Consider the following 12,705-nt stretch of genomic DNA (forward strand, 5'->3'; position numbering starts at 1 on the left):
AGCTACCCGTCAGGACCGACAAAGCAGTTGCCCTGCCCGTTCGGGAGCAGCTTCGACCCGTGCCATCCTTGAAATATGGCACGAACCTGGTTATCGGTGACGGTGGAACTGCTCGGCGGACGTGGTGAGGAGTTGTGGCCGTGGCCAGGGCGTATCTTCGCGGTCGGACCGTCGCACACTTTTATGGATCTCGCCAACGCCATCAACGATGCCTTCGCCCGGTGGGATCGTTCGCACCTATCGGTGTTCACCCTCGCCGACGGCCGGGTCATCGCGGATGAAGAAACAGGAGCCGAGATGGCCGCATCGGTCCGGGGCCCGATCATCGCACCGATTGACATCGATGTAGCCAAGGTCGTGCGGACGGTGGAGCCGGGCTCCGAGTTTCAGTTCACGTTTGACCTCGGTGACGGCTGGACCCACCGCTGTGTCGTTGGGGAGGCGAAGGTCGACCCGCTGGAGGTATTGGGCATCCGTCCTGGCGTTCCCCTTCCGTACTGGGGTTGGGGCAGCATCCCCGACCAGTATGGACGCCGCTGGGCAACCGACGACGGCGAGAGCAGGGTGCCAGGGAAACCGACCCGGCCGCACCCCATGCTGCTGCACGCGTGGCCCGCACACGCGCAAACACCGGATGTTGACGTGTCCGAACTGCGCACGGCTATCGGCGCAGGAGACGCGCAGCGCTTCCTTGCGGCGGTGACAGGGCACAACATCGATGACGCTCTGCAACAGGTCGGGGCGGGCATCCCGATGGTGCTGGAGCATAGACGTCAGGAAGCTGAGCCGGTAGCACTGTCGGTCATCAACCGGCTGACTTGGCGCGGCGGCGCCGGTGACCAGGTGCTGGCCGAGGACCTGCTGGCTGGCCTACGGCGCGAGCCGCTGCCGGACCGTGTGCTGCCGGTTGATCTTGACATGCTTAGCACCGTGCTGGAGGGAGCAGTGGACCTGTCGCTGGGCGGCTACATCGACTTGCGTACCGGTGAGGTGTACGACGGCATCTCCACTGACCCGATGATGGTCGGGGAGGATGCCGCCATCGATGTGGAGGAGGAGCCGGACCGTTGGCTGCGAGTCAGCCTCGCAGGTTCGCGGCAAGCCTGGCAGGACATGGCGGCATTCGCCGAGCGGCAGCATGACGAGGCCATCCGGGAGCGGCTGGAGCGGGCCATCGAAGGCAAAGGTGCCTTCTCCCGGTTCCGCGATGTGGTCGACGGCGAAAACCTCAGTGACCAGTGGTACGCCTTCTCCGCCGACCGTCAGACGGGCCGAGCCCGCGAGTTTCTCGCCGATAATGGCATCCGCGTGGGCACGCGTGGTGAAGATAATGAAAGCGGGCAACCCTGATTAGGTGCGCGGCTACCCCGCCACCGCTGCCTTCGCCCCCTGCTTGGCTTCCATCCACTCGCTCATCCACGGCGCCCGGACGCTGGACGTGATCCGGCAGTCGGCCACGAAGGTTCCCGTCGCGCCCGCGTCGATCCAGTCCTGGAGCGCGGACAAGTCGGAAAGCGAGCGGATGATCGCGGACTCGGCACCCAGAGCGCGGGCGACGCCGCTGAAGTCCACCTCGGGGATCAGCATGGGCTTGTCGGTCAGGCCCTTGGAAGCGTACTGGTGGATTTCGGCGCCGTAGGCGGCGTCGTTGTAGATGACCACAATCGCACTGCGAGCGGCACCAATCAGCGATTCGAGGTCGGACAGGCCCATCAGGAAACCGCCGTCGCCGGAGGCCAGCACCAGGGTGCGGCCGTCCTCCACCGCGCGGGCTGCCCCGACGGCGCTGGCAAGGCCCAGCCCGATGCTCTGGAAGGCGGTCCCCACCATCACCAGGTCCTGGGGACGCGGGATATTCCAGTACATGGGTGCCCAGCCGAGGAAGTGCCCGCCGTCCTGGACCACCGTGCGCCGCTCCGGCAGCACGGCGTCCAGGGCTGAGGCCAGGGCGCGCGGGTCCAGCCGGCCATCCGGCGTCTCCGAGGACCCTGCCGCGTGGCCCGGTCCCTCGGCCACGCGCTTCCGGGCTTCCGCGCGCCACGCGTCGCCCGAAGGTCCGCCGTCCAGCATCCCCAGAAGGCGCGTAGCAGCAGACTTCACGTCCGCGCTGACGAACGTATCCACCCGGGGGTGCGTCGGCTGCAGGGCGGTGTCGATCTGGATGACGGTGCTGTCCGGGCCGAGCAGGTGCCCGAACCGCAGGGTGAAGGGGCTCAGGCTTGCCCCGGCCACGAGGACCACGTCGGCCTCGCCCATGAGCCCGGCCGCGGTGTCGGTGCCGAAACCGCCGGCAACGCCCAAGTACCCCTCGCCATTGAGGAGGTTGAGCGCCAGGGCGGTTCCGGCGGTCAGTGCGCCGAGGCGGTCGGCGAGCTCGCGGAGCTCCGGGCCGGCTCCGGCGAGGTGCGCACCGCGGCCGGCGAGGATCAGCGGCCGCTTCGCCCCCGCAAGCAGGCGCGCTACCTGCCCAAGGCCGCCGTCGACGTCGTCACTCACCGTTGGTGCCAGCGGCGCCGGAAGCTCTTCATCTTCCGCCTCGAGTGCCGCGAGGTCGTAGGGGATGGCAATCACGACGGCGGTGCGCTTGGTGAGTGCGTACTCCACCGCCTGCCGGGTGATGGAGCCCGCGGCGTCGCGGGTGATGGTGAAGGTGGCCGCGCCGAGGCCCGCGGCGATTGCCGCCTGGTCCACGTCCTGGGGCCGGGCGCCGCTGCTCGGTGCGTCCCCGGTGACCAGCACCACGGGGATCTGCGCCTGGACCGCCTCGGCAAGGGCGGTGATCGCGTTGGTGTAGCCGGGGCCGTATGTGGTGGTGCCCGCAGCGAGCCGTCCCGACGTCCGGTAGTAGGCGTCGGCCGCGGCGATGGCGGCGCCTTCATGGCGGACGGCGGAGAAGTGGAGGCCCAGCTGTTCCGCGGCGTCCAGGAAGTAGACGTTTCCATTGCCCATGACACCGAAGACATCGCTGACATAGCTGCTAAGAACCTGCGCCACGCGGCCGGAGACGGTAAGAGTAGTCATGCAGGAATCTTGTGGGCTGGCCCGCAGATAGGCAAGAGAGTTAGTTCTGATTGGGATATTTGGCAGGGGAGTGCGGTTACGAGTGAAAATCTGCCCACTTGTGGCCTGCATCACCCGCCTCTAGGACGAAGGGCGGGATTCCTGCTCCGACAGCCGGCTCAGAAGGCCGTCGTAGCGGGGCGGCATGAGTTCCAGCACGGAGATGGCCGTGCTGGTCCGCTGGATCCCCTCGATTTCCAGGATCTCGTTGGTGATGCGGTAGAGATCGGCCGTACTGCGTGCCACCACCTTGGCCATGAGGTCCGCGTCCCCGGTGGTGGCGTGCACCTCGATGACCTCCGGGATGGCGGCAAGTCCGTCCTCCACCGCACCTGTCCGCGTCTGGCTGATGGACAGGGAGAGGAAGGCCATCAGGTCATAGCCCAGCGCGGCGGGATCCAGCCTCCTGCTGAAGGAGCGGAGCGCGCCGCTGCGCTCGAGCCGTGCCAGCCGGGCGTGCACCGTGTTGCGTGCGACGCCGAGTGTCCGGGAGAGTGCCAGGGCGCTGGCTTCGGGATCCTTGTCGAGGGCCAGGATGATCCTGCCGTCGAGCGAATCCAGGGTGCGGGGATTCGGGATGGTCATATTTTCACCACAGTTAGTAGAAGTTGAGCAAAAGTCCCAATGGCTTGAGGGTATCTTGCATTGTGGGGCGGATCACAATCATGATCGTTCCTCATGACCAGTGATCAGCTCCTCATCGCACCGGACACCGTCCTTCCCGCCCTTCGTGGCGCCGTGGCCGGACTCCCGGCCTACGTCCCGGGCCGACGCAGCGCCGGCATGGACATTGCCGCCCTTGCCAGCAACGAAAGCCATTACGAACCGCTGCCCGCTGCCGCGGCTGCGGTGGCCGCGGCAGCCGGCACCATGAACCGCTACCCGGACAGTGCCGCCGTCGAACTCCGTGAACGGCTTGCCCTCCACCTCGGCGTCACCGCCGAAGAGGTGGCGGTGGGACCCGGCAGCGTCGGCGTCCTCCAGCAGATCATCACCGGACTCTGCGACGCCGGGGATGACGTGATCTTCGCGTGGCGCTCCTTCGAGGCCTACCCCATCCTGGTGGAACTGGCCGGCGCCCGGCCGGTCCGCGTTCCGCTGGACAGCGCCGAGGGCCACGACCTTGAGGCCATGGCCGCGGCCGTCACTGACCGCACGAAGGTCATCCTGCTCTGCACCCCCAACAACCCCACCGGCGTGCCGATCAGCCACGACCGCATCGAGGCCTTCCTGCAGTCCGTCCGCTCCGACATCCTCGTGGTGATCGACGAGGCCTACGTGGAATACGCAGAAGCGGGCAGCGGCCCCGACTCCCTAGCGCTCTACCGCCAGTACCCGAACGTCTGCATCCTGCGCACCTTCTCGAAGGCCTACGGGCTCGCCGGCCTCCGCGTGGGATACGCAATTACGACGGCGGCAATCGCCGAAGGCTTGCGCCGCACCGCACTGCCCTTTGCCGTGAGCGCGCTGGCGCAGAAGGCCGCCATCGCGTCCCTGGACGCGGGGGAGGAGATGGAAGCGCGGGTGGCCGACGTAAAGCGGGAGCGCGCCCGGATGGCTGCCGAGCTGGAAGCCCAGGGCTGGAAGCTGCAGCCGAGCCAGGGCAACTTCCTGTGGATCCGCGCCGATGAGAGCCTCCAGGCGAGGCTGGTGGACGCGTTTGACGGCGCGGGCATCATGGTCCGGGCCTACAAGGGGGACGGCGTGCGGATCACCGTTGCCGGGCCCGCCGCCAACAACCGCGTGCTCCGGGTGTTGGAAGCCCACGCAGCCTCGACAATCGACTGACCTGAAACCCCCATCCGTTCCACCCACAACCAGAGGACTTCCCATGGAACAACAGACAAAGACGTCTGGCCGCGCACTGGGCGCGGCACTCAAACCCCGCCAGCTCACCATGATGGGGCTCGGAAGCGCCATCGGCGCGGGCCTCTTCATCGGCTCCGGAGCCGGCATCCAGGCCGCCGGCCCGGCCGTGCTGATCTCCTACCTCGTGGCCGGCACGCTCATCATCCTGGTGATGTGGGCCCTCGGCGAGATGGCCGCAGCCAATCCGGACAGCGGTGCCTTCTCCGTCTATACCGCCAAGGCCTACGGGCCGGTGGCCGGGGCCACGGTGGGCTGGCTCTGGTGGCTGCAGCTGGTGGTGGTCATCGCGGCCGAGGCACTTGGCGCGGCTGGCCTGCTGGCTACCATCTTCCCGGCCCTGCCGGTGTGGCTGATGGCCTTCGTGTTCATCGTGGTGCTCACCGCAGTGAACCTCACCAGCGTGAAGAACTTCGGCGAGTTCGAGTTCTGGTTCGCGCTGCTCAAGGTGGCGGCCATCGTCGGGTTCCTCCTGGTGGGCGCTGCCCTGCTGTTCGGCTGGCTGCCGGGCGTGCAGTCGCCGGGCCTGTCCAACTTCACCGGTGCCGGCTTCGCGCCCAGCGGTTTCGCCGGTATTGCCACGGCGCTCTTCGTGGTGGCGTTCGCGTTCGGTGGCACCGAAATCGTCTCGGTTGCGGCTGCTGAAACCGCAGAGCCGGCCCGCAGCGTGAAGAAAGCCGTCCGGACCGTGCTCTGGCGCATCCTGGTGTTCTACATCGGTGCGATCTTCATCATCGCCGCAGTGGTTCCCGTGGGTTCGGCGGGGCTGAAGAGCCCGTTCGCCGCCGTACTGGACGCCGCCGGCATGCCCGGCGCGGCCACCGCCATCACCCTGGTGGCCGTCGCAGCTCTGCTCTCCGCCCTCAACGCTAACCTCTACGGTGCCTCACGGATGGCGTACTCCCTCGCGGAGCGGGGCGAAGCGCCACGCCTGCTCGCTTCTGTGTCCAAGGCCCGGGTCCCTGTTGTGGCAGTCCTGGCCAGCGTCGCCTTCGGCGTTGTCACGGTTGTGCTGGAGCTGGCTTTCCCCGAGATGGTCCTTCCTGTCCTGCTCAACATCGTCGGCTCGACCTGCCTGCTGGTGTGGACGTCCGCGCTCCTGGCCCAGCTCGCGCTGCGCCTCCGAGCCGACCGCGAGGGAACGGGACTTCCCCTGCGGATGCCCGGCTTCCCGTGGCTCACGGTGGTTGGTCTGGTCATCCTGGCGGCGATCTTCACGGTGGGCTTCATCGGCGAGGACTCCCGTCCGCAGCTGCTGAGCACTTTCGCGCTCGTGGCGCTTCTGGCCGTGGCGAACTGGCTCCACCACCGGAACCGCAAGGTCTGGCCGGTTGTGGAGGCTTCGGACAGGGCTAAGGCCCCGGTCCTAATCGACTGAATCGCGTGCATTGACCCATGTGGTGGGTTCAGGTGCTCGCGGAGGGCGCGTTCGGCTTAGCCGGGCGCGCCCTTGGCATTTTGAGGTGCCGGACGATAGAGGTGCCGCATGCTCGGGGGTCGGACGGCATTCCCGACCAGCGAGTTTCAGTTAGCTATTCAGATAGTGTTCGGTTTCGTCGATCACGCCTAGGAGTGCTGAACCTAGTTCTCAATATACTGGCCCTGCAGCTAGTGGGAAGCCTAAGATTCGGAGGAACCGCGGCGGGGACATGCGGCATCCATGGCGGCCGCTGAGGCGCGCGCTCTCGTGGTCCACTGCACGGACCAGTTGCCGGGGACAGGCGGAATCCGGGCTCCTAGAGGTTGTCCCGTGTAGTGACGGCCGCAGGGAAGACGTGGAGGGAAAAGCTGCTGAAAGTACCCGGCGAAGACCAGCAGCGCCACTAACTGCAGGTTGTCTCTTGGTCTGGCGCGGCGGAGGAGCAGGAGTCGCGGCGCTGCAGGCGGATACGAGTCTTAGAGAACAAGAGGTTAGGGGGATCAGAAGGTAGAAAGCCTCTGGCCGGACGCCTCGCTAGAAATTCAAGAACCGTGCAATGTCCAATATACGTGTGCCGGTCAGCGTTTTGTCCTTCTGTGGAGCAGAGTTCCTGGCATGCTACGTCAGTGGACTACAACTTGAACGCACTAAGCACTCGTCAGTTCGAACATCTCTCACAGTCACTAGCTGTGAAATCTCTAGGAGGGACTGTTGCCGCGTTTGGGGACGGGCCTGATGGGGGTCGTGAAGCTACGTGGGACGGCCAAACGGCGGGCTTAGGGCGCCTCTCGTCATGGGACGGCTACGGGGTGCTGCAGTCGAAGATGCATCTTCACCCTACAGGGGTTGCTCAAAATTTGACCTGGCTGAAGCGCGAGTTGAAGAAGGAGTTGGCAGATTGGTCTAAACCGAAAACAAAGCGCGTTCGTAAGCCCGACTATATCCTTTTCACGACTAATGTACGTCTGTCTCCGGCCCCCAATGGGGGGAAAGACTCAATTAAGACCTTTATACAAGGAGAAATTCAAAGGCATGGTTTACCCATACGCGATTTTCGCGTATGGGATTACGACGATATCCGAGCTCTCCTTAATGATGCTAGTTCGATACGCGCTGCGTACGCTGCCCTATTGACTACTGGTGACATAATTTCCAAGTTGATTGACCGAATTAATGATGAGGAGAAGGACTTCGCCCACGCCCTTGCCACGCATGCGGCCCGCAGCTTTCGTGACGATACGTATTTGAAGCTTTCACAAACCGGCACAGTACGCGATCAGCAGATAACCATCGGAGATACATTCGTCGACCTGCCACTCGTTGGATCCCCTTCCTATGTACCGGTTACCGCTGCTGGAGAAGGCGTAAAAGGCCGGGGACCAAGAATTCAGCGAAATGTGGTTGATGAACTGATAACCAGATTCGATACGAGTTCTGGAGCTTCTTCGATGGAAACCGAAAAGTACCGCAAGTCCGTGCTTATCGGCGGTCCGGGCCAGGGTAAAAGTACAGTAACGCAATTTCTGGCGCAAATCTACAGGGCAAAGTTTCTTGAAGGCTCACAACTAGAGAATGATCCTGAAATAGCACCCGGTCTTCGAGCAGTGCAAGAACGAGCCCTAAGCATAGGACTACAAGGCCCCAAAGCAAGGCGTTGGCCTTTTCGAATCATATTGACCGACCTTGCCGATTCTTTATCAAATAACACCGTCACAAGCCTTCTTGATTACATGGCCAAACAGATGACTGAAAAGGCATCGGTGTCAGTTTCAATGGTACGAATGAGGCGTTGGCTGGAGGAGTATCCATGGGTATTAATTCTCGACGGTCTCGACGAAGTCCCTAATAGCAGCAATAGAGCCCAAGTTCTCGAGTGCATTCAGAACTTTCAGTTCGAGGTTAAGGCCGTTGATGGAGACGTAACAATCGTCGCTACTACTCGTCCGCAGGGCTATGGCGAGGAGTTCAACCCGCACATCTACTCCCATCTAACTCTTAGTAGTCTTTCGCTCACTGCAGCTCTCGATTACGCTAGAGGGTTTATTACTGTTCGCACGGGCGGAGACGCGGCCCAGACCGGCGCCATATATGCGCGGCTCGAAAAGGCTAGCTCGGAAGAAAGTACCAAGAAACTATTCACTTCACCGCTTCAAGTTACTATCTTGACTGTGCTCGTAGAGACAAGCGGTCAAGTTCCGCGGGACCGTTGGCGTCTGTTTTCGCAATACTACTATGTGATCACGCAGCGCGAACTTGAAAAGAACAGTGAACTTTCCCTACTCTTGCGTGATTTTCAGGGTGACGTGGACTATCTGCACCGCTTCATAGGGGATGTCCTTCAGCGTCGGGGGGCTGAGGCTGGGGAGACGTCGGCGACGATTGATCGCCACGAGTTTGAACAAATCATACGAGAGCGTCTTGAATTTGTCGGTCACGCGCGGGAGAAAGTAGACCTTCTCCTCGTTGAATTCATGCGTCTGGTTACCGATCGCCTTGTTTTTCTGGCAGTGTTGCAGGCGGACAAGATCGGTTTTGAGATTCGAAGTCTGCAGGAGTTTATGGCTGGCGCCTATCGAGCTAGTCAACCTGAATCTGAGATTGTGCCTTCCCTGACCGAAATTGCCCCGAATCCATACTGGAGAAATGTATTTCTCTTCATTGTAGGTCACATATTTTCGGATCGCGAACACTTGCGGGCTGACATTCCGTTGCTCTGTGCGGAACTGAACGACAAGGGGTCGATGGAGCGAATCACAAAATTGGGTTCATTGCTCGCGCTTGAAATCCTATTAGATGGTTCAGCCTTTTCCCAGCCTCGCTATGCGGCTCCTCTTGCCAGAACGGCAGCGGAACTGCTTGAGGGGCCAGTGCAAGACGAAGTACGCGAATTTCACAGGATCAATGACGATGTAGCAGGCCCCATTCTCAATCGGGCTGTCTTCGATACGGCTTGGGGTTCCCCTGCGACCTGGGTGAACAAGATCAGAGCCCTGGCGCTTATGGAGCCGGACCTTAAAGTGCGCCAAGCACACCTTGCTGCCATCCTAGAAAAGGTCGATGAGCCGACACTGGAAGTGCTCGTGAGTCTCATCGGAGAAGAAGGCAACGAGGACTTGGTCACCATCCTCGGCGATCAAGTTTTCAAGTTCTGCCCGAGTGCGTTAGTCGGTGAGATGAGTAGGAGCCGTATCAGAGAGGTCAAGCAGAACCTCGAGACTGTGCCCGCGTGGCAGCAGAGGCTTCATGGTTTGCTCGATCCTCCAAGCGTTATAGCAACTATCCGCTATGGCGACGGCGACGACAAAACCATGAAGGTAGGCTTCACTCCCGTAGACGAGTCGAAGGAAATTTGGGAGTACTTCTCAGAAATTGAGACAGACCATAGCGGCTGGTCCCTATTGAGAAACCTCGGATCATTCGCGTCGGAACCAAGCTCGCGTAGCCTGTCCGCCCTATTGCGCAGTGCTGCTGAGGCCATTCCAGCTGATCGTGCGTTCTGCGAGAGTGCAAGTTGGGTTGTAAGAGCGTGCTTCGAGGCGGCAGTGCAGTACTACCCTACGCTCGGCGTCTCCACTGCCGAAGACGCATTTAGGCTCTTAGCTCAGGCAGCGGATGAGGGCGAGCTGGGAGAAATAGACGATTGGCGAGCAGCGGAATCTCGCTGGCGATCTGTTGACCGAAATGCGATAACTCACATAGGCCCTGAAGCGAATGCTAGTCGAAGTAACTTGCCAATTTGGCCGAGTTTACGAACTTCTGGTATCACTTTCTTTGGTTTCACCACGGGATACATGCATGACGGCAGCGATTCGTTAGTTGATCACCTTGTGGATCTGAGCCAAATTGCCGAGAAAATGGTTTCTGTAATGCATAAGGCTCACCTTATTCATGATATCAGTTTCATGTTGACGCTATATAGCCGCGGCATTTCGGGTCGCGAGAAGGACATTATAGACGAAGGCGACGATCGTTGGGTAAGAATATTCACCTACCTCGAGAGGGTTGTCCAAGAGCTTCCGGCTGAAAGTCCCGTGTGGGCGCGGTGGATTCTGTCTGTATCCGTTAGGCGTCGCCGAGAGCAGAGTTTTCCCGAGGTGCTCCGGGCCCTGGGAGGCTTGCGCTTAGAAGATGCTCAATTGTCTCTTGGTTCTGGTGATGCTTCATGGATAAAGGAGGGTGCCATCTGGATGGAGGGCGGATGGAAGCGATATAGGTTGGCTATTCTCTTGGACCCGACCATCGTGAATAGATTGCGCGAGGATGAGGTTGTATTTGTTGAAGAAGGTGATGAGTCAAATCTTTCCAATCTTTTCCGTACCCGTCTGAGAATGTTGAAGGCGAGCAGTGATGAACTTCAGAGTGGTTTTGTCGATGACATTATCTGCGGTGCTTTGCGGGATGACAAAAACGGGGGCGATGTCATTGATGACCTCAAGCGGTATCTGACGGGTTCAAACGCAATGGACCTGGTGCAGCGCTTCTATGAGGTCGGTCGAATCGATTTCCCTTTCCAGACTGGCCGGCTTTTAGGAACGTTCGTTTCGTGATCTGATTTGTGCGACTGCGGCCGGATGGAGGGTACTTCGGCCGCAGTCAGCCTTCGCAATTCCAGTCTCTTTTACGGGCCCTTCGCATTTACGCATGGTTGGTTTGTTTGATCCGGTAGTGCCGGTGGCCGCCGGCGGCGAGTAGGCATCTGAGCCGGTAGTTGGTGAAGTTGCGGAAGCCTCGGGCTATTCTGCGGGTGGTTTCGATGACGCCGTTGATTGCTTCGGTAGGCCCGTTGGAGGCGCCGTTCGTTTCGAAGTAGGCCAGGATCGCGGTCTTCCATTGTTTGAGTGTCCGGCCGAGGCGGGCGACTTCCGGGATTGGGCAGGACGGGAAGGACCCAATAACTTCATTCACGAGTTCCCTGCCCCGCTCCGGCCGGGCGTGATAGATGTTGCGGAGCTTCTGATAGCACTGCCATGCGAGGGTGACTTCGTCGTCGGGGTCTCCGACATTGAGTTTCGCATCGAGCCGGGCGGACTGCTTGTCGGTCAGATGTTCGGCGCCGATCTGCAGGGTCCGGCGGATACCGTAGAGCGGGTCACCCTTGCGTCCGCGGTGGCCGAGAGTGTTCTGCTGGACCCGGCGGCGGACTTCGTCGACCATGGCCGATCCGAGTTTCACGACGTGGAAGGCGTCCAGGACCGTGATGGCTTCGGGCAGTTCGTCGCGGATCGCGTTGGCGTAGCCGCGGAACGGATCCAGCGCGGCGGTCTTGATCCCGGCGGTGAACCCGGGGCCACCGTCTTTGAGCCAGTCCGCGTAGGCCTTCCCGGACCGGCCTGGAACCAAGTCAAGTAGCCGTGCGTGCACCACGCCGTTCTCGTCGCGGGTGTGGTCCACGATTCCGGTGACCATGCCGGATCCCGGCGGGCCGGTGTGTGACCAGACGTGCTCATCCACCCCGAGCGCGTCAACGCCGGCGAGCCGATCGGAGTTCCTGATGCGGCGGGTGGCTTCTGCTCTGATGGCGTCCCAGACGGTGTGCCAGGAGACCCCGAGCTGGTGGGCCAGGGCCGAGACCGAGGTATCGAACCGCTGCAGCGCGTCGGTCGCCGAGTGGGCGGCTCGGGCGGTGAGTTTCGCCCGCGGCCCGGCCAGCGGGTGTTCTTCACTGAATGTTGTTTTTGGGCAGTCCGGGTCCGGGCAGCGCCAAACACGTTTGGCCCACAGCAGCCGCACCGGCTGGCCGAAACAGGGAATGTCATGGAGCCGGACCTGGCGGCGTCCGTGGCCGACCGCAACGACGCCGCAGTCCGGGCAACCGGCGAGGTCCACACCGGTTTCGACGCCCAGTACGAGGCCAGTCCTGGTTGCCGTGACGGAGCTGACGTGGACGCCCGCGACACCGAGCAGCGCATCCGCGCGCATACACCAGCGGCCAGCAGAACAAGACATAGAGTTATTCATGTCAGGGTCTCTTTTTGGTTTTGGTTGCTTGGTCGCTACCAATTCAAAGAGGCCCTGACCTCTTTCCTGCCGCACCACGCCGCACCGCAGAATACCTACGCGATGGCGCCATCCTCAGACTGCGCATCCATGCTTATCTGCGAAGGCCCCTTTTACGGTCTAATTTCGCAGATCACGGTCCAGATATCGCGGAGGGCGAGTTGCTTTTTTGCCCGATTTCTTCTTTGTTCGCTCATTTGTACCTCTATGCACGGGGATTGGTTAGGGGCTCTTCACTATGGAGTTGTGAACCGGTTGGTCTGGCGACTTGATGGACGTGGCGGCCTCGGCTTGCTGGATGCAGGATGATCTGGTGAGGCGGGTCTGACTCTCGGCTCTTCTGACATCACTCCCTGGTGATT

The 12,705-nt window shown here is 61.6% G+C and carries 7 protein-coding genes; 4 read left to right on the top strand and 3 right to left on the bottom strand.

Features of this window, described 5'->3' with window-relative positions:
* Positions 1–75: 75 nt before the first annotated feature.
* Positions 76–1,350, top strand: coding sequence for a UPF0158 family protein (locus SBP01_RS04925; protein WP_320537679.1), 1,275 nt, complete (start codon positions 76–78; stop codon positions 1,348–1,350).
* 12 nt (positions 1,351–1,362) lie between these two features.
* On the opposite strand, the gene SBP01_RS04930 is transcribed toward SBP01_RS04925, so the two are convergent.
* Together SBP01_RS04930 and SBP01_RS04935 are read right to left on the bottom strand one after the other, a co-directional pair.
* Positions 1,363–3,021 (bottom strand): thiamine pyrophosphate-binding protein, encoded by a 1,659-nt coding sequence (locus SBP01_RS04930; RefSeq protein ID WP_320537681.1) that lies wholly within the window; start codon positions 3,019–3,021, stop codon positions 1,363–1,365.
* Between the two features lie 120 nt (positions 3,022–3,141).
* Positions 3,142–3,645 (bottom strand): Lrp/AsnC family transcriptional regulator, encoded by a 504-nt coding sequence (locus SBP01_RS04935; RefSeq protein WP_320537683.1) that lies wholly within the window; start codon positions 3,643–3,645, stop codon positions 3,142–3,144.
* A 93-nt stretch (positions 3,646–3,738) separates the two neighbouring features.
* Between SBP01_RS04935 and hisC the strand changes: the two genes are divergently transcribed.
* The 3 genes from hisC to SBP01_RS04950 all read left to right on the top strand — a co-directional run bounded on the left by hisC (position 3,739) and on the right by SBP01_RS04950 (position 10,893).
* Positions 3,739–4,848, top strand: coding sequence for a histidinol-phosphate transaminase (gene hisC / locus SBP01_RS04940; RefSeq protein ID WP_320537684.1), 1,110 nt, complete (start codon positions 3,739–3,741; stop codon positions 4,846–4,848).
* Between the two features lie 43 nt (positions 4,849–4,891).
* Positions 4,892–6,304 carry an amino acid permease gene (locus tag SBP01_RS04945; protein ID WP_320537686.1) on the top strand — a complete coding sequence of 471 codons (1,413 nt, stop codon included), beginning with the start codon at positions 4,892–4,894 and terminating at the stop codon, positions 6,302–6,304.
* 851 nt (positions 6,305–7,155) lie between these two features.
* Complete coding sequence (locus SBP01_RS04950) at positions 7,156–10,893, top strand: hypothetical protein (RefSeq protein WP_320537687.1); 3,738 nt, start codon at positions 7,156–7,158, stop codon at positions 10,891–10,893.
* A gap of 88 nt (positions 10,894–10,981) precedes the next feature.
* Here SBP01_RS04950 and SBP01_RS04955 read toward each other — a convergent pair whose 3' ends face one another.
* Positions 10,982–12,265 (bottom strand): ISL3 family transposase, encoded by a 1,284-nt coding sequence (locus tag SBP01_RS04955; RefSeq protein ID WP_320537688.1) that lies wholly within the window; start codon positions 12,263–12,265, stop codon positions 10,982–10,984.
* Positions 12,266–12,705: the final 440 nt, after the last annotated feature.

Origin of the sequence: Pseudarthrobacter sp. IC2-21 (genome assembly GCF_034048115.1) — a bacterium.
GTDB classification, from domain to species: Bacteria; Actinomycetota; Actinomycetes; order Actinomycetales; family Micrococcaceae; genus Arthrobacter; species Arthrobacter naphthalenicus.